General features: G+C 76.0%; 25 protein-coding genes. 16 read left to right on the top strand and 9 right to left on the bottom strand.

Annotated features, from left to right (window positions below):
* Positions 1-16 precede the first annotated feature (16 nt).
* From CLV92_RS18520 to CLV92_RS18510, 3 genes are all read right to left on the bottom strand, one after another.
* On the bottom strand, positions 17-2,215 hold the full coding sequence (locus CLV92_RS18520) for an RNA degradosome polyphosphate kinase (RefSeq protein ID WP_104435245.1): 2,199 nt from the start codon (positions 2,213-2,215) through the stop codon (positions 17-19).
* 132 nt (positions 2,216-2,347) lie between these two features.
* On the bottom strand, positions 2,348-3,277 hold the full coding sequence (gene mshD, locus CLV92_RS18515) for a mycothiol synthase (RefSeq protein WP_104435243.1): 930 nt from the start codon (positions 3,275-3,277) through the stop codon (positions 2,348-2,350).
* Complete coding sequence (locus tag CLV92_RS18510) at positions 3,274-4,077, bottom strand: winged helix-turn-helix transcriptional regulator (protein ID WP_104435241.1); 804 nt, start codon at positions 4,075-4,077, stop codon at positions 3,274-3,276. Before CLV92_RS18510 ends, mshD begins: the two co-directional genes overlap by 4 nt.
* Before the next feature lie 201 nt (positions 4,078-4,278).
* On the opposite strand from CLV92_RS18510, the gene CLV92_RS18505 reads away from it, so the two are divergent.
* The 7 genes from CLV92_RS18505 (at position 4,279) to CLV92_RS18475 (ending at position 9,232) form a co-directional block, all read left to right on the top strand.
* Positions 4,279-5,082, top strand: a complete 804-nt coding sequence (locus tag CLV92_RS18505) for a hypothetical protein (RefSeq protein ID WP_104435239.1) — start codon at positions 4,279-4,281, stop codon at positions 5,080-5,082.
* A 190-nt stretch (positions 5,083-5,272) separates the two neighbouring features.
* Positions 5,273-5,809, top strand: coding sequence for a heme-binding beta-barrel domain-containing protein (locus CLV92_RS18500; RefSeq protein ID WP_104435237.1), 537 nt, complete (start codon positions 5,273-5,275; stop codon positions 5,807-5,809).
* A gap of 72 nt (positions 5,810-5,881) precedes the next feature.
* On the top strand, positions 5,882-6,169 hold the full coding sequence (locus CLV92_RS18495) for a hypothetical protein (RefSeq protein ID WP_104435235.1): 288 nt from the start codon (positions 5,882-5,884) through the stop codon (positions 6,167-6,169).
* A gap of 80 nt (positions 6,170-6,249) precedes the next feature.
* A complete protein-coding gene (locus CLV92_RS18490) occupies positions 6,250-6,684 on the top strand; it encodes a Fur family transcriptional regulator (protein WP_104435233.1) in 435 nt (144 codons plus the stop codon).
* Between the two features lie 123 nt (positions 6,685-6,807).
* Complete coding sequence (gene ygfZ / locus CLV92_RS18485; protein WP_245886970.1) at positions 6,808-7,935, top strand: CAF17-like 4Fe-4S cluster assembly/insertion protein YgfZ; 1,128 nt, start codon at positions 6,808-6,810, stop codon at positions 7,933-7,935.
* Positions 7,936-8,100: 165 nt separating this feature from the next.
* Positions 8,101-8,697 (top strand): RsiG family protein, encoded by a 597-nt coding sequence (locus CLV92_RS18480; RefSeq protein ID WP_104435231.1) that lies wholly within the window; start codon positions 8,101-8,103, stop codon positions 8,695-8,697.
* Positions 8,698-8,887: 190 nt separating this feature from the next.
* Positions 8,888-9,232, top strand: a complete 345-nt coding sequence (locus CLV92_RS18475) for a DUF2516 family protein (protein ID WP_104435230.1) — start codon at positions 8,888-8,890, stop codon at positions 9,230-9,232.
* Here CLV92_RS18475 and CLV92_RS18470 read toward each other — a convergent pair.
* Positions 9,217-9,507, bottom strand: a complete 291-nt coding sequence (locus CLV92_RS18470; protein ID WP_104435228.1) for a hypothetical protein — start codon at positions 9,505-9,507, stop codon at positions 9,217-9,219. The two genes, CLV92_RS18475 and CLV92_RS18470, sit on opposite strands and share 16 nt — an antisense overlap.
* Before the next feature lie 105 nt (positions 9,508-9,612).
* Here CLV92_RS18470 and dtd point away from each other — a divergent pair, with 105 nt between their 5' ends.
* Both dtd and CLV92_RS18460 read left to right on the top strand, forming a co-directional pair.
* On the top strand, positions 9,613-10,038 hold the full coding sequence (dtd, locus tag CLV92_RS18465) for a D-aminoacyl-tRNA deacylase (protein WP_104435226.1): 426 nt from the start codon (positions 9,613-9,615) through the stop codon (positions 10,036-10,038).
* Positions 10,039-10,072: 34 nt separating this feature from the next.
* Positions 10,073-10,618, top strand: a complete 546-nt coding sequence (locus CLV92_RS18460; RefSeq protein ID WP_245886968.1) for a beta-class carbonic anhydrase — start codon at positions 10,073-10,075, stop codon at positions 10,616-10,618.
* A 3-nt stretch (positions 10,619-10,621) separates the two neighbouring features.
* On the opposite strand, the gene CLV92_RS18455 is transcribed toward CLV92_RS18460, so the two are convergent.
* Positions 10,622-11,434 (bottom strand): class I SAM-dependent methyltransferase, encoded by an 813-nt coding sequence (locus CLV92_RS18455; RefSeq protein WP_104435346.1) that lies wholly within the window; start codon positions 11,432-11,434, stop codon positions 10,622-10,624.
* A 251-nt stretch (positions 11,435-11,685) separates the two neighbouring features.
* Between CLV92_RS18455 and mshA the strand changes: the two genes are divergently transcribed.
* Together mshA and CLV92_RS18445 are read left to right on the top strand one after the other, a co-directional pair.
* Positions 11,686-13,041, top strand: a complete 1,356-nt coding sequence (gene mshA / locus CLV92_RS18450; RefSeq protein ID WP_104435224.1) for a D-inositol-3-phosphate glycosyltransferase — start codon at positions 11,686-11,688, stop codon at positions 13,039-13,041.
* 66 nt (positions 13,042-13,107) lie between these two features.
* Positions 13,108-13,851: a phosphoglyceromutase gene (locus CLV92_RS18445; protein WP_104435222.1), complete on the top strand. Its 744-nt coding sequence runs from the start codon at positions 13,108-13,110 to the stop codon at positions 13,849-13,851.
* A 46-nt stretch (positions 13,852-13,897) separates the two neighbouring features.
* On the opposite strand, the gene CLV92_RS18440 is transcribed toward CLV92_RS18445, so the two are convergent.
* The gene (locus CLV92_RS18440; RefSeq protein ID WP_104435220.1) at positions 13,898-14,539 is read right to left on the bottom strand and encodes a hypothetical protein; all 642 of its coding nucleotides are present in this window, start codon (positions 14,537-14,539) and stop codon (positions 13,898-13,900) included.
* A 29-nt stretch (positions 14,540-14,568) separates the two neighbouring features.
* On the bottom strand, positions 14,569-15,318 hold the full coding sequence (phoU, locus tag CLV92_RS18435; protein ID WP_104435218.1) for a phosphate signaling complex protein PhoU: 750 nt from the start codon (positions 15,316-15,318) through the stop codon (positions 14,569-14,571).
* A gap of 184 nt (positions 15,319-15,502) precedes the next feature.
* Here phoU and CLV92_RS18430 point away from each other — a divergent pair, with 184 nt between their 5' ends.
* Positions 15,503-16,699: a sensor histidine kinase gene (locus CLV92_RS18430; protein ID WP_245886965.1), complete on the top strand. Its 1,197-nt coding sequence runs from the start codon at positions 15,503-15,505 to the stop codon at positions 16,697-16,699.
* Between the two features lie 97 nt (positions 16,700-16,796).
* Positions 16,797-17,477, top strand: a complete 681-nt coding sequence (locus CLV92_RS18425; RefSeq protein WP_104435216.1) for a response regulator transcription factor — start codon at positions 16,797-16,799, stop codon at positions 17,475-17,477.
* 86 nt (positions 17,478-17,563) lie between these two features.
* Here the strand turns inward: CLV92_RS18425 and CLV92_RS21660 are convergent, their stop codons facing one another.
* Positions 17,564-18,214: a hypothetical protein gene (locus CLV92_RS21660; protein WP_158257330.1), complete on the bottom strand. Its 651-nt coding sequence runs from the start codon at positions 18,212-18,214 to the stop codon at positions 17,564-17,566.
* Between the two features lie 198 nt (positions 18,215-18,412).
* On the opposite strand from CLV92_RS21660, the gene CLV92_RS18415 reads away from it, so the two are divergent.
* Genes CLV92_RS18415 through ispF form a run of 3 tightly spaced genes read left to right on the top strand, consistent with a single transcriptional unit; the run spans position 18,413 to position 20,110 of the window.
* Positions 18,413-18,895, top strand: coding sequence for a CarD family transcriptional regulator (locus CLV92_RS18415; protein WP_104435212.1), 483 nt, complete (start codon positions 18,413-18,415; stop codon positions 18,893-18,895).
* The gene (gene ispD, locus CLV92_RS18410; protein WP_104435210.1) at positions 18,892-19,611 is read left to right on the top strand and encodes a 2-C-methyl-D-erythritol 4-phosphate cytidylyltransferase; all 720 of its coding nucleotides are present in this window, start codon (positions 18,892-18,894) and stop codon (positions 19,609-19,611) included. Before CLV92_RS18415 ends, ispD begins: the two co-directional genes overlap by 4 nt.
* Complete coding sequence (gene ispF / locus CLV92_RS18405) at positions 19,601-20,110, top strand: 2-C-methyl-D-erythritol 2,4-cyclodiphosphate synthase (RefSeq protein ID WP_104435209.1); 510 nt, start codon at positions 19,601-19,603, stop codon at positions 20,108-20,110. Before ispD ends, ispF begins: the two co-directional genes overlap by 11 nt.
* A 45-nt stretch (positions 20,111-20,155) precedes the next feature.
* On the opposite strand, the gene CLV92_RS18400 is transcribed toward ispF, so the two are convergent.
* Positions 20,156-21,385 carry an AI-2E family transporter gene (locus CLV92_RS18400; protein WP_104435207.1) on the bottom strand — a complete coding sequence of 410 codons (1,230 nt, stop codon included), beginning with the start codon at positions 21,383-21,385 and terminating at the stop codon, positions 20,156-20,158.
* Positions 21,386-21,495 lie beyond the last annotated feature (110 nt).

The raw sequence follows: 21,495 nt of genomic DNA, 5'->3' as shown, positions 1-21,495 counted from the left end.
GTCCTCGCCCCCGGCGTCACCGGCGCCGTGTCGTCGGGCGGCGGCCCGGCCGGGTGGCGATGATGTGCTCCTGCAGGTCCCGCAGCGGCTCCCCCTCGGCGTCGAGGGCGTGGCGCGCCCACTCCCCGTCGGGGCCCAGGTGCCAGGACGCCGTCCCGGGGTCCATGCACAGGTCCAGGAACGCCTCGATCTCCCGCACGTGCCGGGCGTCGCCCAGGCGCACGACCGCCTCGACCCGGCGGTCGAGGTTGCGGTGCATCATGTCCGCGCTGCCGATCATGGCGACGGGGTCGCCGCCGTTGGCGAACCAGAAGATCCGGCTGTGCTCCAGGAAGCGCCCCAGCACGCTGCGCACCCGGATCCGCTCCGACAGCCCCGGCACGCCCGGCCGCAGCGCGCAGATGCCGCGCACCACCACGTCGACGTCCACCCCGGCCTGCGAGGCCCGGTACAGGGAGTCGATGAGCGCCTCGTCCACGATCGAGTTGACCTTGATCCGGACCCGGGCGGGCCGGCCCTGCAGGTGGTTGTCGATCTCCCGCTCGACCCGGTCGATCAGCCCCGTCCGCAGCGACCGCGGCGCCACCAGCAGCCGCTTGTACGTCGTCTTCGGCGCGTACCCGGAGAGCTGGTTGAACAGCCGCGTCAGGTCCTCGCCGACCTTCGGGTCCGCCGTCAGCAGACCCATGTCCTCGTACAGCCGCGCGGTCTTCGGGTTGTAGTTGCCCGTCCCGACGTGGCAGTAGCGACGCAGGCCGCCCGCCTCCTGCCGCACCACCAGGCTCAGCTTCGCGTGCGTCTTCAGCCCCACCAGGCCGTAGACCACGTGCACGCCCGCCTGCTCCAGCTTGCGCGCCCACGTGATGTTGGCCTGCTCGTCGAAGCGCGCCTTGATCTCCACCAGCGCCAGCACCTGCTTGCCGGCCTCCGCGGCGTCGATGAGGGCGTCGACGATGGGGGAGTCACCGCTGGTGCGGTAGAGCGTCTGCTTGATCGCCAGCACCTTCGGGTCCGCCGCCGCCTGCGCCAGGAACGCCTGCACGCTCGTGGAGAACGAGTCGTAGGGGTGGTGCAGCAGCACGTCGTGGGTGCGGATCGCCGCGAAGACGTCGCGCGGCTTGGCGGTCTCCGCGCCGTCGGTGAGGTCGCGGTGGGTGCGGGCGACGTACTTCGGGTACTTCAGCTCCGGGCGGTCGATGTCGGCGATCCCGAACAGCCCCCGCAGGTCCAGCGGCTCCGGCAGCTCGTACACCTCCGCCTCGGACACGCCCAGCTCCCGCACCAGCAGCTCCCGGATGCGGGGGTCGATGTCGGAGGCGACCTCCAGGCGCACCGGCGGGCCGAAGCGGCGCCGCAGCAGCTCCTTCTCCAGGGCCTGGAGCAGGTTCTCCGCGTCGTCCTCCTCCACCTCCAGGTCCTCGTTGCGCGTCACCCGGAACGTGTGCTGCTGCACGATCTCCATGCCGGGGAAGAGCTGGTCGAGGTGGACGGCGATGACGTCCTCCAGGGCCACGAAGCGCGCCCGGCGGGGACCGTCGGCCTCCACCTCCTCGGCCGTCGGCTCCACCTCCACGAAGCGGGGCAGCAGCGGCGGCACCTTCACCCGCGCGAAGTGCTCCTTGTCGGTCGTGGGGTTGCGCACCACCACCGCCAGGTTCAGCGACAGACCCGAGATGTAGGGGAACGGGTGCGCCGGGTCCACCGCAAGCGGCGTCAGCACCGGGAAGACCCGGTCGCGGAAGAAGCCGTGCAGGCGCACCTGCTCCTCGGGCGCGAGCTCGTCCCAGCGCACGATCGTGATGCCCGCCCCGGCCAGCGCCGGGCGCACCGCGTCGGTGAAGACGGCGGCGTGCCGGGTCGTCAGCTCGTGGGCGCGGCGGCTGATCGCCTCCAGGACCTCCCGCGGCTCCAGCCCGCTGGCCGCGGTGACGGCCAGGCCCGTCGCCATCCGGCGCTTGAGCCCGGCGACCCGGACCATGAAGAACTCGTCGAGGTTGTTCGCGAAGATCGCCAGGAAGCGGGCCCGCTCCAGCAGGTGCATCTGCGGGTCCTCGGCCATCTCCAGCACGCGCTCGTTGAACGCGAGCCAGGACAGCTCCCGGTCCGCGAAGCGGTCCGCCGGCAGCTCCGGCACGTCCTCGTCGCGCGCGACGGCCGGCCGGGGACCCACGGCCGGGACGGGGACGAGGGAACCCTGCTGCGTGCTCGCTGCCATGCCCGCATCTTCTCAGTTCCACCCCGCCCGGCACGCTGCCGGAGCGTCCGGCCGACCACGCGCGGATGAGCGCCGGACGTCGGGACGGTGAACGGCGGCGCGCCCGTCACCCGCCCGCCCGGCCCGTCGCGCTCAGTCCCCGCTGCGGTACTGGACGTCGAGCGCGGCCCGCGCGAACCCCAGCCCCGAGTACAGCCGCACCGCCGCGGCGTTGTCCCCGTCCACGTAGAGGTCCACCTCCGCGCAGCCCCGCGCCGCCAGGTGCCGCAGCCCCGCCACGGCCAGGACCCGGCCCAGCCCGCGGCCCGCCCGGCCCGGGGCCACGCCCAGCACGTACACCTCGCCCGTGCGCGAACCCGGCTCCACCTTCGTCCAGTGGAAGCCCACCAGCGCCCCGTCCGCCTCGGCGAGGAAGAACCCCGCCGGGTCGAACCAGGGCTCCCGCTGCCGGGCGAGGAGGTCCGCCGTGCTCCAGCGGCCCTGCTCCGGGTGATGGGCGAAGGCCGCCGCGTTGAGGGCCAGCCACGCCGCGTCGTCGGCCCCCGGCCGGAAGGTGCGCAGCGCGGTGCCCGCGGGCGGCTCCGCCGGCGGCAGCTGCGCGCCCGCCCCCAGCGGCCGCGCCATCCGCGACAGCTCCCGCACCCGCCGCAGCCCCGCGGCCGCAGCCAGGGCGCGCGCCGGGGGCAGGTCCCCGTGCGCCCACAGCCGCAGCGGCCCTCCCGCCGCGGCGCGCGCGGCCCCCAGCAGGGCGCGGCCCGCCCCGCCCCGGCGGTGGCGCGGGGAGACGACCAGCTCACCGCTCGCGTCGCCCGGCGCGGAGGTGTCGACCTGCACGTAGCCCGTGACGGTGCCCGGGGCGCCGTGCGCCGTGCTCACCAGGTGCACCACGCCCGCGGCCAGCTCGCCGGGGACGACCTCCGCCGGTGCCAGTGCGCGCAGGCGCAGCGCTCCGTCCTCGGACAGCGGTCCCGTGCCGTCCTCGGCGGCGGCCTCCGCCACCAGCGCCTCCACCGCGGCCACGTCCGCCGCCGCCACGGCCCGCACCGGCACCGCAGCCGTCACCGGGCGTCCCCCGCGCCGGGGGAGCCCGCCGCGCCGGGGGAGCCCGCCGCGCCGGCCGGACCTGCGCCCGGCACCGCCTCCGCAGCGGGCTCCGGCAGCGCCTCCGCGGGGTCCTCCCGGCCCGGCCGGACGAAGCGGTAGCCCACGTTGCGCACCGTGCCGATCGCGCTCTCGTGCTCGGCGCCGAGCTTCGCGCGCAGCCGCCGCACGTGCACGTCCACGGTGCGGGTCCCGCCGAAGTAGTCGTAGCCCCACACCTCCTGCAGCAGCTGGGCCCGCGTGAACACGCGCCCCGGGTGCTGCGCCAGGTGCTTGAGCAGCTCGAACTCCTTGTACGTCAGGTCCAGCGGCCGGCCCCGCACCCGCGCCGTGTACGACGCCTCGTCGATGGTGACGTCGCCGGCGCGGATCTCGCTCGGCTCGGCGTGCTCGGACTCCTCCACCGCCAGCCGCAGCCGCCCGGTCGCCAGCCGCAGCCGCGCCTCCAGCTCCGCGGGCCCGCAGGTGTCCAGCACGACGTCGTCGGCGCCCCAGTCCGCGGCCACCGCCGCCATCCCGCCCTCCGTGAGCACCAGGATCAGCGGCTGGGTCAGGCCCGTCGTCCGCAGCAGCCGGCACAGGGACCGCGCCGCCGCCAGCTCCCGGCGCCCGTCCACGAACACCGCGTCCGCGGAGGGGGCGTCCACCAGCACCGACGCCTCCGCGGGCAGCACCCGCACCGAGTGCAGCAGCAGGCCGAGCGCGGGCAGCACCTCGCTGGAGGGGGACAGCGCGTTCGTCAGCAGCAGGATCTGGGCCACCGGCTGTCTCGACCTCCGCTCGCCGGGTGTCCGGGCGGCGGGCCGGTGCGCGTCCGGGCGGCTGCCCCGGTCGTCCACCGTGCGCCCGCCGTCGGGGCGGCCAGGATAGCCGGGCCCGCTCCCGCGCCGGACGCACCTCGTCGCGGACCCGCCCCGAGGACGCTCACCGGGCCGCGGCGGGGACTCTGCCAGGATGCCCCGGTGAGCGCTCCCGCCACGGCCGGCACCACGGCCGGCACCACGGTCGCCCTGGCAGCGCTCCTCGTCCTCTCCGCCCACGCCGGTGTCGTGGCGCTCGCCGCGGCCGTCGCGCTGCTCGGCGTGCTGCTCGCCTCGGGCTGGGCCGCGCTGCTGGCGCTCCCGACGCCGCGGGGCAGCGCGGGCGTCATCGCCGCCGCCGCGCTGGCGGCGGCCGCGGTCGTGGCCGTCGAGGCGGCCACCGCCGGGACCGCCGGCCCCGGCGGCCTGCTCGCCCGCCTGCCCGTCACCATGGCGATCGCGCTGCTCGCGGCCTTCGGCCACCAGCTGCTGCGCCGCGACGGGCGCCCCCGGCTCGTGGAGTCGGTGACCGCCGTCGTCACCGGGCAGGCCTTCGTCATCGGGGCGGCGGCCTGGGTGGCGCTGCCCGCCGCGGCGAACGGGCGCCCCTTCCTGGCCGGTGCCGCCGCGGCCGTCGCCGCGGCCACCCTGGCCTGCGCCGTGCGGCTGCCGCTGCGGATCGCCGGGCCGCTGGCGGTGGCGGTGGCGGTCCTCGTCGGCGGCGGCGTGCTGGCCCTGGTGTGGGCCCTCGCAGCGGGCCCGGACGACGCGGTGCTGCCGCGCGCCCACCTGCTGGCCGGGGCGCTGGTCGGGCTGCTCGCCGGCGTCGTCACCGCCACCTGGCGCGCCCTCGTCGCGCCGCTGCCCGCGGTGGGCAGCCGCCGGGCGGTGCTGGCCGTGGCCGCCGCGCCCGTCGCGCTGTGCGGCCCGGGGGCCTACGTCCTGGCCAGGGTGCTGCTCGCCTGAGGTGCCGGCCCGGCGTGCGACCTCCGCCACTGCGGCAGGGCACGGCGCGCCTTCCCTTGTAGTGTCCTGAACATGTCCATCGAAGCCCTCGAGACCTTCTACCTGGTCCTGCTGGTCCTGGTGAGCATCGTGATCGCCTGGTTCTCCGTCTTCGTGGTGTACCGGCTCTACAAGGGTCAGCGCTGACGTCGTGGTGCTCTCCATCGACGCCTCCACCCCGCCGGAGCTGCTCCCCCTGGCGTGGCTGATCGGCCGCTGGGAGGGCGCCGGCGTCGTCGGCCACCCCACCCGCGGCGAGGACGTCCGCTTCGGGCAGGAGGTCGAGTTCTCCACCGACGGCCGTCCCTTCCTGCACTACACCAGCCGGATGTGGCGCCTCGACGAGTCGGGCACCCCCCAGGAGCCGCTGGACGCCGAGACGGGCTACTGGCGGCCCACCGGCCCGCCGGTGCAGCAGCCGGGGGCCGCCGGTCCCGCCGGCGTGGGCCTGGAGGTGCTGCTGGCCCACCCCACCGGGGTGGTGGAGGTCTACGTCGGCACCGCCAAGGGTCCGCGGATCGACGTGTCGACCGACGTCGTCGCCCGCACCGCCGGCGCCGCCGAGTACACCGCCGGGCAGCGCATGTACGGCCTCGTCGAGGGCGACCTGCTGTGGGCGCTCGACGTCTCCGCGGGCGGGCACCCCCTGCAGTCCTACGCCTCCGCGCGCCTCAAGCGCGTCGGGTAGGCACCGCGCGGGCGTTTGCGCCCCCGCGCCCCGGGTACGGGGCAGCCGCCGACGAGTGGAGGAGGGATCCCGGTGAGCACTTCCAGCACGGAGTCCGGAGCGGGCCGTCCCGGTCAGGACGCGCCCCTGATCGACGGGGGCGCGGGCGGCGCGCAGCAGGACGCCGCCGACCCCAGGGCGGCGCTGCCCGACGAGGCGGCCACCGACCTCGGGGCGGGCGGCCCGGCAGAGGACGCCGGCGACGACGCCACCACGGGCGGCACGCACACCCCTCCCGGCTACGCGGAGGAGGTGGACCCCGCGCAGGGGCCCCTCGTCCACCGCGAGGGCGCGGCCCCCGGGCAGACCGCGGGCATCTGAGCCGGCTGCCGCCAGCGGAGCGCGACGTCCGCGCCGCGAGAGCCGCACGTCCGGCCCCCCGCCCGCCGTACCCTGACCGGGTGCAGCGGGCGAGGGGCTTCGGCGAGGTGCTGCGCGCCCGCGGGCTGCGGCGGACGGCGCAACGGGAGCTGGTGCTGGCCGCGCTCGCCGACCTCGGGCACGCGACCCCCGAGGACATCGCCGGGCGGGTGCAGCGGCAGGCGCCCGACGTGAACCTCTCCACCGTCTACCGCGCCCTCGACGCGCTGGTGGAGGTCGGGCTCGTCGCACGCGGTCACCTGGACCGGGCGGCGGCCTCGTACCACCTCGTGGAGCACGCCGACCACCTGCACGTGCTGTGCGAGGGGTGCGCCGCGATGGCCGAGGTCTCCAGCGCGGAGGCGTCGGCGCTGGCGGCGCGCATCGAGGAGCTGTCCGGCTTCGCCGTCGACGTGCGCCACCTGCTGCTGCGCGGGCGCTGCCCGGCCTGCCGGGAGTCGCCCCCCGGGAGCTGACGGGCCGCGGGACGACGGGCCGGGACGGTGGGCGGTCGCGGACGGCGGATGATGGGCCCGGGCGCGGCGGTTGCAGCGTGCAGGGCCGCGGCGAGCCGGGGCGGCCGGACGGGGAGGCACCAGGTGCAGGACACGACGACCACGGCGCAGGGCGACACGGCGCAGGACGACACGGCGCGGTGGCGTTCGCCACTGCTCGCGCGGCGCGGGGCGGTGGACGGCTCCGGGCCCGACGCCGGCGTCGCCTGGCACTACGGCGACCCCGTCGCCGAGCAGCGCGCACTGGCCGCCGGGCGCGGACTGGTGGACCTGTCCCACCGCGGGGTGGTCACCGTCTCCGGACCCGACCGGCTGTCCTGGCTGCACAGCCTCACCACCCAGCACCTGCGCGACCTGCCGCCCCACCGCAGCACCGAGGCCCTCGTGCTGAGCCCCAAGGGGCACGTCGAGCACGACCTGCACCTCGTCGACGACGGCAGCACCACCTGGATCACCGTCGAGCCCGGTGCCGCCGGCGCCCTGGCCGACTGGCTGCACTCCATGCGGTTCATGCTGCGCGTGGAGGTCCGCGACGCGACGGCGGAGTGGGCGGTGCTGGGGCAGCCCGTGCGGGCGGAGTCCGCGCCGGGGGAGCCGCTCGCGTGGAGCGACCCCTGGCCCGGCGAGGCGCCGCTGGCCGAGGGCGGCAGCGCCGACACCGCCAGCTACGCCGTGGTCAGCACCGCGGAGCACCCCGGTCGCGCCCGCCCGTGGCGCGAACTCCTCGTGCCCCGGGCGGAGCTGGCCGAGCGGGTGGGCGCGGAACCCCTGGCGGGCACCTGGGCGGCGGAGGCCCTGCGGGTGGAGGCCTGGCGTCCGCGCGCCGGCTTCGAGACCGACCACCGCACCATCGCGCACGAGGTGGACTGGCTGCGCACCGCCGTCCACCTGCACAAGGGCTGCTACCGCGGGCAGGAGACCGTGGCGCGGGTGCACAACCTCGGCAGGCCGCCGCGCCGGCTGGCGTTCCTGCACCTCGACGGCTCCGGCCACGACGTGCCCGTGCCCGGCGACGACGTGCTGCTGGGGGAGCGGCGCATCGGCTTCGTGACCTCGGCCGCGCGCCACCACGAGCTCGGTCCCGTGGCGCTGGCCATGCTCAAGCGCAGCGCGGACCCCGCGGCGGACCTGGTCGTCGTCGGCGGCGCGGGGGAGGACGGGGTTCCCGTCCGCCGGATCGCCGCCGCGCAGGAGCCGGTCGTGGCCCCCTGACCGGCGCCGGGGCGCCCCTCGGCCGCCCGCGACAGGTCCCGCAGGCCGGGACCGGCCCGTCCGCCGCTCTCCGGCGCGGTGGATCGCATAGTCTCGGTCAGTACGGAGCGTGGAAGAGGCATCGCAGCGGGCGACTGCCGGGCGTGCGGCTGATCGGGGGCGGACATGGCGAGCGATGAGTCCAGCGGCTACCAGGAGGGCGGCCGGCGCGCGATCGACCGGATCCTGTCCCCGGCCTTCCTCGAGGACCTCGACGGCATCCCGCTGGAGGACCTGCGCAGCCGGCGCACGCTGGCCGAGCAGGAGGAGGCCGACCTCTCGTACGCGCGCCGCCTCCTCCAGGGCCGCCTCGACATCATGCAGGCCGAGACCGCCCGCCGGGCCGGCGCGGACGGGGCCGTCGACCTGCCGTCGGTGCGCTCGGACGCGGAGCTGGTCGAGGCGCTGACCGACGTCCTCGCCGAGCCGCGCCGGATGAACCACGGCTACGGCCGGCACAGCCTCGTCGAGCCCAGCCGCGTGGGGGAGCACCGCCGCCAGGCCGAGGCCGCCGTCGCCGACCCGCGGCTGTCGGACCTCGCGGCCCTCGGCGACGACGAGCTCGCGCAGGCCCAGGAGACGCTGCGCGACATGGAGCGCGAGCTCAGCGCCGACCGCCACCGCGTGCAGCACGTCATGGACGCCTGCACGGAGGAGATCACCCGCCGCTACCGGGAGGGCGTGGTGAGTGTCGAGGACACCCTCGGCGTCCCGGGCAGCTGACGGGCACCGGCGTCCACCCGGCGCGCACCCCCGCGCCGGCCGGAGTTCCCGCGGGCGAGGCGGTGCGGCTCGCAGCGGTGGCGCCCGGACCTGCGCCGAGCGGGTGGCAGCGGACCCGGACGGCCCACCCCGCGTCCACACCGCGGCGCACGCCCCGCCGTCACGCGCCCGCGGCTCGTAGGATCGTGCTGTGATCGCATCCGGCCTCGCCACCGTCCAGGGACTGCTGCTGTTCGCCCTCTCCGCGGGCGCACTGGGCCTGCAGGCGTGGGCCCTCGTCGACTCCGTGCGGCACCGGCCCGAGGCCTACTCCGCGGCCGGCAAGCTGACCAAGACCAAGTGGGTCGCCATCCTGGGGGTGGCCACCGCCATCGGCGTCATCTCCCTCGGCAACCTGATGGGCATGCTGTTCTTCGACGCCCTCGCGGTCGTGGCGGCCGTCGTCTACCTCACCGACGCCCGTCCGGCCCTGCGCCCGTACAAGGGGCGCGGCGGCGGCCGCGGCACCACCGCGGGGCCCTACGGCCCCTGGTGAACCCCGCGGGGGTCCGAGCGCCGCAGCGCCGAGGTGGTGCAGCGGAGCAGGCCGGTGACGGCGATCGCGAGGGCCACCACGGAGACGATGTCGGCCTCGGTGAACCCGCGGCCGGGGGTGAACTCGTGCAGCACCCGACCCTCCACGGGGCCGTTGACCCGTGACCAGATGGCGGCCAGCAGTCCCGTGAGCACGGCCACGTCCCAGCGGGGCCGCACGAGGGTTGCGGCGCAGGCGAGCAGGACGGCGAGCGCCGTCGCGGGGATGAGGACCACCCCGCCAGGGTAGGTCGGGGCCGGTCCCGGACCCGGCCGCGCTCACCCGTCCCCCGTAGTCCCTGCACGCACTTCCCCCCGCCGGGTGCGGCAGAGTTGCCCGGCGTGAGGGCACTCGTGCAGCGCGTCACCCGGGCCGGCGTCACCGTCGCGGGGGAGGTGGTCGGGTCCATCGCGGAGCCCGGGCTGCTCGTCCTCGTCGGCGTCACCCACGACGACGGGTCCGCCCAGGTGGAGCGGATCGCCCGCAAGGTGGCCGAGCTGCGCGTCCTCCGCGGGGAGCGCTCCGTCCTCGACGCCGGGGCGCCCGTGCTCGTGGTCAGCCAGTTCACCCTCTACGCCGACACCGCCAAGGGCCGCCGCCCGACGTGGAGCGCCGCCGCGCCCGGCCCCGTGGCCGAGCCCCTGGTGGCGGACGTCGTCGCGGCGCTGCGTGCGCGCGGACTGCGGGTGGAGACGGGCGCCTTCGGGGCCGACATGGCCGTCGACCTCGTCAACGACGGGCCCGTCACGATCCTGCTGGAGGCGTGAGGCCCCCGGCGGCCCGGGCGCCTACCCTGTCGGCGTGAGCCCCGAGCAGCAGCCCGCCGCCCCCTCCACCGTCGAGGGCGGATCCCCGATCGACCGCTACCTCGCGCACAACCAGGCGCACGAGGACCTCCTGCCGCGCGACCTGCCCAGCCCGCCCGCGGACCGGGTCGCCGTCGTGACGTGCATGGACGCCAGGCTGGACGTCTACCGCGTGCTCGGGCTGAGCAGCGGGCAGGCGCACGTCATCCGCAACGCCGGCGGCATCGTCACCGACGACGTCGTCCGCTCGCTGTCGGTCAGTCAGCGGCTGCTGGGCACGCGCTCGGTGATGCTGGTCCAGCACGAGCGCTGCGGCATGCTCGCCGCCGACGACGACGCGTTCGCCGAGCAGCTCGAGCGCGACACCGGCCGGCGCCCGTCGTGGCGCCTCGGGGGCTTCGCCGACCTGGAGGACAGCGTGCGCAGCGGGGTGCGGCGCCTGCGCGCCGAGCCGTTCCTGGCCCAGCACGACGACGTCCGCGGTTTCGTCGTCGACGTCAGCGGCGGGCGGCTGCGCGAGGTGGACGTCCCGGCGGAGTGATCCTCAGCCGGCGCTGAGGGCCCCGCCCGCCGGGGCCACGGCAGCCCACGCCACCGTCACCTCGCCGAGGCGCCAGCGGGCGGGGGAGTCCAGCAGCGGGAAGTCGCCCGCCACCTCGCGGCAGGTCGCCAGCCACCGCTGCCGCGCCCCGAACGTGCCCAGCGGGGCCGCGCGGGCCCAGGCCGCGTCCAGCGCCTGCAGCCACGCGTGGACCCCCTCGCCGGGCACGTTGCGGTGGATGAGCGCCTTCGGCAGCCGCTCCGCCACGTCCGAGGGCCGCTGGAGACCGCCGAGGCGCACGGAGACGGTCAGCGACAGCGGCCCCCGCCCGGCGTCCACGGCGATCCAGGACGCGCGGCGGCCGATCTCGTCGCAGGTGCCGTCCACGAGGAGCCCGCCCGGGGCCATCCGCGAGCGCAGCAGGTCCCACGCGGCGGCGACCTCCGCCTCGGGGTACTGCCGCAGCACGTTGAACGCCCGCACCAGCACCGGGCTCCCACCGCCCGGCACCGACAGCTCGAAGCCGCCGTGGGCGAACTCCGGGGGGGCGGGGAGGTGACGGGTCCGGGCGCGGGCGGTCTCCACCCGCGCCGGGTCGATCTCCAGCCCGACGACGCGCACGTCGGGCCGGACCCGGCGCAGCCACCGCTGCAGGTCGAGCACCGTGACCGGGCCGGCGCCGTAGCCGAGGTCGACCACGAGGGGGTCGGCGGCGGCGCGCAGCACCCCCGCCGCGGGTCCCGCCAGCCAGCGCTCGACCCGGCGCAGCCGTCCCGGCCCGGTGGTGCCCCGGGTGATCGCGCCGACGGGGCGCAGGCGGGAGGGGCGCCCCGGCGACCCTGCTGGTGCGCGCCGGTCGCCGCGGGGGGCAGACTGCCCGCGGGGAGCGGCGCCGGCCGCTGCGGGAACCGGCTCCGGGCCGGCTCCCGCAGCTGCCGACGGCTCGACCCCGCGGCCGGGGCCGCGGGGGGCGGGGGGCGGGGCAGCGGGCACCGGCGAACCGTAGCGACGTCGGGACGGCGGCAGGCCCCGGCAGGCAGGGACCGGGGATTCAGGACGACGTCGGGATGTGGTGGCGGAGTGCAGCGGTGAGCGGGCGCAGCCCGAAGACGACCCGGCCCGTCCCGCGGGTGGCCCGGCCGCGCCCACCGGCGGCCGCGGCGGCTCCCCGGCGGGTCGCCGTGCTGTCGCTGCACACCTCCCCCCTCGAGCAGCCGGGCACGGGCGACGCGGGCGGCATGAACGTCTACGTCCTGGAGCTCGCCGCCGAGCTGGCCCGCCGGGGCACCGAGGTGGAGGTCTTCACCCGGGCCACCTCCTCCGAGCAGCCGCCGGTCGTGGAGCACGTGCCGGGGGTGCTGGTCCACCACGTCCCCGCCGGACCGTTCGAGGGCCTGGCGAAGGAGGACCTGCCGGGGCAGCTGTGCGCCTTCGCCGCCGGCCTGCTGCACACCGAGGCCCGCCGCGAGCCCGGCTACTACGACCTCGTGCACTCCCACTACTGGCTGTCCGGGCAGGTGGGGTGGCTCGCGGCAGAGCGCTGGGGCGTTCCGCTGGTGCACACCATGCACACGATGGCGAAGGTGAAGAACGCCAACCTCGCCGAGGGCGACGTGCCGGAGCCGCCGGGGCGCGTCATCGGCGAGCAGCAGGTCGTCGACGCCGCCGACCACCTCGTCGCCAACACCGTGGAGGAGCGCCGGGAGCTCGTCGAGCTGTACGGGGCGGCGCCGGAGCGGGTGTCGGTGGTGCCGCCGGGCGTGGACCTGGCGACCTTCGCGCCGGGCCCGGAGCCGGACCCGCGGGCGGCGGCGCGGGCGCGCCTGGGGCTGCCGCAGGACGCGGAGCTGCTGCTCTTCGTGGGTCGCATCCAGCCGCTGAAGGCGCCCGACGTGCTCGTGCGGGCGGCCGGTCGCCTGCTCGCCCGGCAGCCGGGGCGGCGCGGGCGCCTGCTCGTCGCGGTCCTCGGCGGCCTCAGCGGCTCCGGACGCAACCGCCCCAGCGCCCTGTCGGACCTGGTGCGGTCGCAGGACCTGGAGGGCGTCGTGCGCCTGCACCCGCCGGTCTCCCGCGTCGAGCTGGCCGAGTGGTACCGGGCCGCGGACCTGGTCGCGGTGCCCTCGTACAGCGAGTCCTTCGGCCTGGTGGCCCTGGAGGCGCAGGCGTGCGCGACGCCGGTCGTGGCGGCCGGCGTGGGCGGCCTGCGCACCGCGGTGGCCGACGGGGTCTCCGGCGTGCTCGTCGACTCCCACGACCCGGCGGTGTGGGCGCTGCAGCTGGAGGCGCTGCTGGACGACCCGGTGCGGCGGCGGGAGCTGGCGGCCGGTGCGGTGGCGCACGCGTCGGGGTTCGGGTGGGCGGCCACGGCGGAGGCCACCGCGCGGGTGTACCGCTCGGTCGTCGGGGCCCGCCGGCGCACCTGAGCGGTCGACCCGGTGGCCGCGGGAGGGCCGCCGCCACCGCAGGGGCCGCCCACTAGGTTGTCGGCCATGACTGCAACCCTCGTGCTGCTCCGCCACGGTGAGAGCGAGTGGAACGCGCTGAACCTCTTCACCGGCTGGGTGGACGTCCCCCTCTCGGAGAAGGGCCGCACGGAGGCCGCCCGCGGCGGTGAGCTGCTCGTCGAGGCCGGGGTGCTCCCCGACGTCGTGCACACCTCCCTGCTGCGCCGCGCGATCACCACTGCGCACCTGGCGCTCGACGCGGCCGACCGGCACTGGATCGACGTGCGCCGCTCCTGGCGCCTCAACGAGCGCCACTACGGCGCCCTGCAGGGCAAGGACAAGAAGCAGACCCTGGCGGAGTTCGGCGAGGAGCAGTTCATGCTGTGGCGCCGCTCCTACGACACGCCCCCGCCGGAGATCGAGCAGGGCGCGGAGTTCTCCCAGGACGGCGACCCGCGCTACGCCGCCCTCGGCGGGGACATGCCGCGCACGGAGTGCCTGAAGGACGTCGTGGCCCGGATGCTGCCGTACTGGGAGGAGGCCGTCGTCCCCGACCTGCGCGCGGGCAAGGTGGTGCTGCTCGCCGCGCACGGCAACTCCCTGCGGGCGCTGGTGAAGCACCTGGACGGCATCTCCGACGAGGCGATCGCCGGCCTGAACATCCCCACGGGCATCCCGCTGCTCTACCGGCTGGACGACGAGCTGCGCCCGGTGCAGCCCGGCGGGGAGTACCTGGACCCGCAGGCGGCGGCCGCGGCCGCGGCGGCGGTGGCGAACCAGGGTCGCTGATCGGACCCTGCGGGCGCCGTCGCGGCGGCGCCCGCAGGTGGCCGGTTCAGCCGCCCGTGCCCGCCTCGGCCGCGGTGCCGGCGGAGGCGTCGGGGGCGGGGGCGTCGTCGGAGCAGGCGAGTTCCACCTCCTGCGCGACCCGCTGCTGCGCGGCCACCACGTCGGGGTCGGCGCCGAGCGCGTCCACCCGTTCCAGGGCGGCGGCGATCTCCGCGGCGCCGCCGGTGCCGACGTCGACGGAGCCGACCTGCGCGGCGAGGGACTCGTAGTAGTCCATGGCCAGGCGGGCGTCGGCGCGCAGGGCGCCGTCGGTGGCGTCGACGAGTGCGGCGTAGTACTCCTGCCCGCGCATCGTGGTGACGAGCGCGGCGACCGAGGGGGCGCGCGGGTCGTCGCGGCCGACGTCGAGGCGGTCCATCTCCTCGCGGACGGCCGCGTCGAGGGCGTCCTTGGCGGCTTCGACGCGCTCGCAGTCGACGCCGGTGGCGGGGGTGGACGTCGGGTCGCCGGCGGACGTCGACGGCGACGGGCCGGCCGTCCCGTCCGTGGCGGTGGGGGAGGCGCCCGTCGACGTGCCGGGGCCCTCCGGGGGCACAGCCGGGGAGCCGGTGCACCCGGTGAGGACCAGCGCCAGCGCGAGCGCGGGGAGCCGGGCGGGCGCCAGCAGGACGCCGCGTCGTCGCAGCATCGGGGCCTCCCTCTGGCCGGGCGCCGGTCTCAGACCTGTGCGGTGGACTGGTCCTGCTCGCGCTCGGCGACGCGCCGTTCGCGGCCGGTGGTGGAGGTGCGCGTGGAGGCGGTGGTGGGCGCCGCCGTCGACGCCTCGTCGTCGTACTCACCGGTGACGAGGAACACCACCCGCCGCGCGACGGAGACGGCGTGGTCGGCGAAGCGCTCGTAGTAGCGCCCGCAGAGGGTGAGGTCGACGGCGGACTCCGTCTGGTGGGAGCGGTCGCCGGAGAGGAGGAACGCGAAGATGCTGCGGTGCAGCTGGTCCATCTCGTCGTCGTCGACCTCGAGCTCCCCGGCGAGGTCGAGGTCGCGGGTGGCGATGACGCTGCCGGCCTTGGCGACGATGCGCTCGGCGACCTGACCCATCTGCCGGATGGTTGCGCGCATCTCCGGCGGCACCGCGGGGTTGGGGTGGCGCAGCCGGGCGAGCTTGGCGACGTGGCGGGCGAGGTCGCCCATGCGCTCCAGGTCGAGGCTCATGCGCAGGGCCGTCACGACGATGCGCAGATCGGTGGCCACGGGCTGCTGCCGCGCGAGGATGTGCAGGCAGCGCTGCTCGAGCTCGTGCTGCAGGACGTCGATGCGCTGGTCGGCGGCGATGACGCTCTCGGCGAGCTCGCGGTCGGCGTCGAGCAGCGCGGTGGTGGCCCGGGACATCGCCGACTCGGCGAGGTGGGCCATCTCCAGCAGGGTCTCGACCACCAGGTTGAGCTCGCCGTGGAACTGCTCGCGCACGTGCGCCCCTTCCGCCCCGTCACGATGAGTGTGCTCCGGCCAACGGTACGCTCACAGGCGGGAGTGAACGAAGCGCAGCGCAGGGATGAACATCTTGCCAGGAGACCCCTCCGCGCCGGTTCCCGGGGTTCGGGTGCTCCTCGCCGTCGTGCCGCGCACGTAGTCTCATGCCCGTGGGGGAGCGGTGACACCGGAGATCCTGGCCATCTTCGCAGGCTGCGTCGGTGCCGTGGTGGGAGCGGGTGCGGTGCTGGCCTTCTGGTTCAGCGAGCACCAGCAGGAGGCGCCGCGCGCTCAGCCGGGCCCGGCCGACCTCCCCGCCGGCGTCGGTGACGTCCTCGCCGCGCTGCGCTCCTCCGCGGTGGTCATGGGCGATGCCGACGAGGTGGTGCGCGCCAGCGCCGCCGCCTACGCCACGGGCATCGTCAGCGGCCGCGAGCTCGTCCACGCCCCGCTGCGCCAGATGGTCCGGCAGTGCCGCCGCGACGGCGAGGTCCACGAGGCGGAGCTGGAGCTGCCGGCCGGGCCGATGGGCCGCGGGGCCAGCGTGGTGCGGGCGCGGGTCTCCTGGCTGGGCGCCCACCACGTGCTGCTCCTGGTGGAGGACCACACCGAGGCGCGCCGGGTGGAGGAGGTCCGCCGCGACTTCCTCGTCAACGTCAGCCACGAGCTGAAGACGCCCGTGGGTGCGCTGTCGCTGCTGGCGGAGGCGGTGGACGGCGCCGCGGACGACCCGGAGGCGGTGCGCCACTTCGCCTCGCAGATGCAGCGGGAGTCGGTCCGGCTGGCCGACCTGGTCAAGGAGATCATCGACCTGTCCCGGCTGCAGTCCTCCCCGGGCGTGGTCCAGCCGAAGCTGCTGTCGGTGGACGACGTGATCACCGAGGCCGTCGACCGGACGGGGTCGGTCGTCAAGGCCCGCGACGCCGAGGTGGTGGTGGCGGGCGAGGAGCAGGTGCAGGTCGTCGGGGACCACGAGCTGCTGGTGACGGCGGTGCGCAACCTGGTGCACAACGCGGTCGCCTACTCCCCGGAGGGCAGCAAGGTCGTCGTGGAGACCCGACGCGTCGGCGGATCGGTGGAGATCGCCGTCATCGACCGGGGTGTGGGGATCCCCGCCGCGGACCTGGACCGCATCTTCGAGCGCTTCTACCGCGTGGACCCGGCGCGCTCCCGTCTGACGGGCGGCACGGGCCTGGGTCTGTCCATCGTCAAGCACATCGCCGCCAACCACCGCGGCGAGGTGACGGTGTGGAGCGTGGTCGGGGAGGGGTCGACCTTCACCCTGCGCCTGCCCGACGCCACCGACACCGTCGCCTCCCCCGTCTCCCCGGCGGGGGTGTCCGCACCGGCCGCGGCGCCGGGACGGGCCGCGCGGTGAGCCCTGAGACCACCATCCGGAGCCGGGCCGAGAACCGTCCCGGGAGCCGTCCCCAGAGCCGGGCCGTGGAGCCCGCCGTGAGTGAGGAGAACACACCGTGACCCGCATCCTGCTGGTCGAGGACGAGGAGTCGTTCAGCGACCCGCTGTCGTACCTGCTGCGGCGGGAGGGCTACGACGTGTCGGTGGCCGGCACCGGCCCGGCGGCCCTGGAGGAGTTCGACCGCACGGGTGCGGACCTGGTGCTGCTCGACCTGATGCTCCCCGGCATCCCGGGCACCGAGGTGTGCCGGCAGCTGCGCACACGCTCGAGCGTCCCGGTGATCATGTTGACGGCGAAGGATTCGGAGATCGACAAGGTCGTGGGGCTCGAGATCGGCGCGGACGACTACGTGACCAAGCCGTACTCCTCGCGGGAGCTGCTGGCCCGGGTGCGGGCGGTGCTGCGCCGGGGTGCGGAGCCGGAGGACCTGGTGCAGGCCACCATCGAGGCGGGTCCGGTGCGGATGGACGTCGACCGTCACGTCGTCACGGTCAACGGCGAGCAGGTCTCCCTGCCCCTGAAGGAGTTCGAGCTGCTGGAGATGCTGCTGCGCAACGCGGGGCGGGTCCTGACCCGGGTCCAGCTCATCGACCGCGTGTGGGGCTCCGACTACGTCGGCGACACCAAGACCCTCGACGTCCACGTCAAGCGGCTGCGGGCGAAGATCGAGCCGGACCCGTCCTCCCCGAAGCACCTCGTCACCGTGCGGGGGCTGGGCTACAAGTACGAGGCCTGAGCCGCGGCGCCGCCGCCACGCACGGCACGGGCCGGGCGACCGGAGGGTCGCCCGGCCCGTGCCGTGCGTGCGGACCGTTCGGGTCGTCAGCCGGCGGGCGCCGCGGGGCCCTCGTCGGCGCCCTCGAGCGGCTCGGCCGGCTCAGCGGTCGCCGTGGGGGTCGCGGTGGGGGTCGCGGTGGGGGTCGCGGTGGGGGTGGCCGTGCGAGTGGGCGTCGGGCTCTGCGTCGGCGTGAACGGCGCGTACTCGTGGCGGGGGAGCACCACGGGGGCCCTGAGCTCGATCTCCTCGCCGCCCGACTGGAAGCCGACGAGCACCAGCTCGCCGGGGATCGCCTCGACGGAGGGGATCTGGATGAAGGCCGACTCGGGCGTGAGTTCGCCGCCGCCCGGGCCCTCGGTGGCGCTGGGACGCGGGTCCTGGTCGCTGAGCACCACGGCGACGCCGGACGGCACGGTGACCTCGGTGCTGCGGCCGCCGTCGGGGAGGATCGTGACGGTGACGTCCTCGGGCGTGGTGTTGATCAGCGTCGCGGAGAGGACGCCGGGTGCGCCCTCGCCCTCGGAGACGATGACGGCGTTGCTCACCATCGCGTCGCCCACCTCGGCGCTGAAGCCGTCGCTGGGCTCGTAGGGGATGGCGGTCTGCACGGGGGAGAAGATCGCGCAGCCGGATGCGCCCGCCGTGACGAGGGCGGCGATCGCGACGGCGGCGGGTCCACGGAGGCGGCGCTTCACACCCGCGAGCCTACCGGGAGGCCCCGGACGGGAGGCGACCGAGGCGCCCCGTGGTGCCGCCGGGAGCACGTCACTGCGGAGCTGTCAAGGCGGGATCCGTCGGTAGAGGGCCTCTGACCTGCGCAAACGCGGCATCGGGGGCTGTTCGGCAAGCGGTTCGCATGGTAATCTGGAGCTACGAAAGGGGTCTCATCAACCATGGCTTTCACGGTCGGCGAAACAGTTGTCTACCCCCACCACGGGGCCGCACTGATCGAGGAGATCAAGACCCGGACCATCAAGGGCGAGGACAAGCTGTACCTCGTCCTCAAGGTCGCCCAGGGCGACTTGACCATCGAGGTGCCGGCGGAGAACGTCGACCTGGTGGGCGTGCGCGACGTCGTCGGCCGCGAGGGCCTGGAGCGGGTCTTCTCCGTGCTGCGGACCCCGTACGCGGAGGAGCCGACCAACTGGTCGCGCCGCTACAAGGCCAACCTCGAGAAGCTCGCCTCTGGTGACGTGATCAAGGTCGCCGAGGTCGTCCGCGACCTGTGGCGCCGCGACCAGGACCGCGGTCTCTCCGCCGGTGAGAAGCGCATGCTCGCCAAGGCCCGCCAGATCCTGGTGTCCGAGCTGGCGCTCGCGGAGAACACCAACGAGGACAAGGCGGAGTCCCTGCTGGACGAGGTCCTCGCCTCCTGAGGACCGCCCTCGTCGTCCCCGCCGCCGGTCGTGGTGAGCGGCTTGGGGCCGGGCGCCCCAAGGCGCTCGTGGAGCTGGACGGGCGGCCCCTGCTGGTGCACGCCCTCGAGCGTGCGGTCGCCTCCGGGGTCATCGACGTGATCGCGGTGGCGTGTCCGCCGGGCGCCGTGGAGCACGTCCGCATCCTGCTGGAGGGCGCGCTGCCCGTCGAGCCGCTGCTCGTGGAGGGCGCCGGTGACCGGCAGGCCTCCGTGTGGGCGGCCCTCTCGGCGCTGCCCGCCGATGCCGACGTGGTGCTCGTCCACGACGCTGCCCGCTGCCTCACGCCCCCCGCCGTCTTCGCCGACGTCGTCCGGGCGGTGCGCGCGGGGGCCGCCGGTGTCGTGCCGGTCCTGCCCGTCACGGACACCGTCAAGCGCGTCCGCGGCGGCCGGGTGGTGGAGACCGTCGACCGCGCGGAGCTCCAGGCGGTGCAGACCCCGCAGGGCTTCCGCACCGCCGTGCTGCGCGCCGTGCACGACGCCGCCCGCGGTGCGCCGGCCACCGACGACGCAGGCCTCCTGGAGGCCGCGGGACACCGCGTCCACGTGGTGCCCGGCGCTGAGGAGGCCTTCAAGGTGACCCGCCCGCTGGACCTCGTGCTCGCCCGGGCGCTCCTGGCGGCGGGGAACGCCGACCCGCCCGTCCCCGAGGGAGGCACCGACCGTGAGCGCTGAGCCGCAGACCGCCGCAGCGCCCCTGCCCCGGGTGGGCACGGGCGTCGACGTCCACGCGCTCTCCGGTGGCCGCCCCTGCCGGGTGGCCGGGTTGCTGTGGCCGCACGAGCCGGCCGGGCTCGAGGGCCACTCCGACGGCGACGTGGCCGCCCACGCGGCCGCGGACGCCCTCTTCGCCGCCGCGGGCATCGGCGACCTCGGCCTGCACTTCGGCACCGGCCGGCCGCAGTGGCGCGGCGCGGAGGGCGTGGTGCTGCTCGCCGAGGCCGCCCGCCTGGTGCGGGCCGCCGGCTTCCGCATCGGCAACGTGTCGGTGCAGGTCATCGGCAACCGGCCGAAGATCGGGTCCCGGCGCGCGGAGGCGGAGGCCGCCCTCAGCGAGGCGTGCGGCGCACCCGTGAGCGTCGCGGGCACGACCACGGACGGGCTGGGGTTCACCGGCCGCGGTGAGGGTCTGGCGGCGATCGCCACCGCCCTCGTCGTTCCGCAGGCTTCCTGACCGCTGCCCGGCGGCGACCGCGACCGCGGCCACCGCCGGGGTGGGTCAGGCGGGTGCCTGCGGCGTCTCCGCGGGCTGGGGCCGCTCCGCCCGCCGCAGCCGGCGGATGCGCTCGATCCGCTGCTGCTCCCGCTCGCCCCGCACCGGGTTCTCCGGCTCGTCGGGGTGCAGCGTGTGCCGGGCGTAGCGCAGCACCACCGCGATCACGGCGGCCACCGGCACCGCCAGGAACGCCCCCGTGATCCCGTAGAGGGTGCCGCCGATGGTGACGGCCGCGATGACGACGGCCGGGTGGAGGTTCATGGTGTGGCCCACGAGCAGGGGCTGCAGGACGTTGCCCTCGATCTGCTGGACGACGAACACGACCCCCAGGATGATCAGCGCGGAGGTGAGGCCGCCGGTGACGAGGGCCACCAGGACGGCCAGCAGCCCGGAGACGATCGCCCCGATGATCGGGATGAACGCCGAGAAGAAGATGATCACGGCGAGCGGCAGGGCGAAGGGCACCCCGACGATCACCAGGCCGATCCCGATGAGGATGGCGTCGGCCAGCGCCACGGCCGCCTGGGCGAGGATGTAGCCGCGCATCACGGTCCAGAGGCGCCGCCCCAGGGCGTCGGTGTGGCGCCAGGTGCGCTCGTCCAGCCAGCGCCGCGACCAGGGCAGCAGCTTGTCGCCGTCGTTGAGGCAGAAGAACGCCAGCACGAGGACGAGCAGGGTGGTGATGAGCCCTGAACCCAGGGTCCCGAGGCCCCCCGCGAGGCTGATGGCGATCGTCTGGGCGTTCGCCTGCAGCTTCTCGATGCCCTGGTTGATGAGGCCGCCGAGCTGCTCGTCGCCGAGGTTCAGCGGGGGTCCCGCGACCCACTGCTGGACCTGGTCGAGGCCCTCGCTGGCGCTCTCCGCCACGGCCGGGGCCTGGTCGGCCACGCTGGGGATGATCGAGGCGAAGACGCCGGCGAGCACCCCCAGCAGGATCAGCAGCGACAGTCCTGCTGCTGCGGCGGCGGGCAGGAAGCGGCGCAGCAGCCGGGCGAGCGGCCACAGCACCGCCGCGAGCAGGACGCCCAGCAGCAGCGGGAAGATCAGCGACCAGCCCTTGCCGATCAGCCACAGCAGCGCGTAGGCGGCCACGCCGAGGATGAGCAGGCGCAGCGCCCACTGGGCGGAGGAGGCGACCTTGCGCCCGACCACGGTGGCGGTGGGCTCGCCCGTCGCCGCCACGGGCACGGGCGGGTCCTCGTCGGTCAGGGGCCCGGCCGGGCGCTCGCTCACGTCGCACTCACGAGGTGTCGTCCGAAGATCTGCACAGCGTGGATGCTCGCAGTCCCCGCCCGCGGCGGCATCTCGTGCCCGGTCGGTGCGGGTGGGTGGTGCGGGGGGGG

The sequence above is a fragment of the Kineococcus xinjiangensis genome (genome assembly GCF_002934625.1).
Taxonomy (GTDB): domain Bacteria; phylum Actinomycetota; class Actinomycetes; order Actinomycetales; family Kineococcaceae; genus Kineococcus_A; species Kineococcus_A xinjiangensis.
The sequence above is the reverse complement of the archived record's forward strand: the minus strand, read 5'-3'. Positions and strand labels throughout refer to the sequence as shown.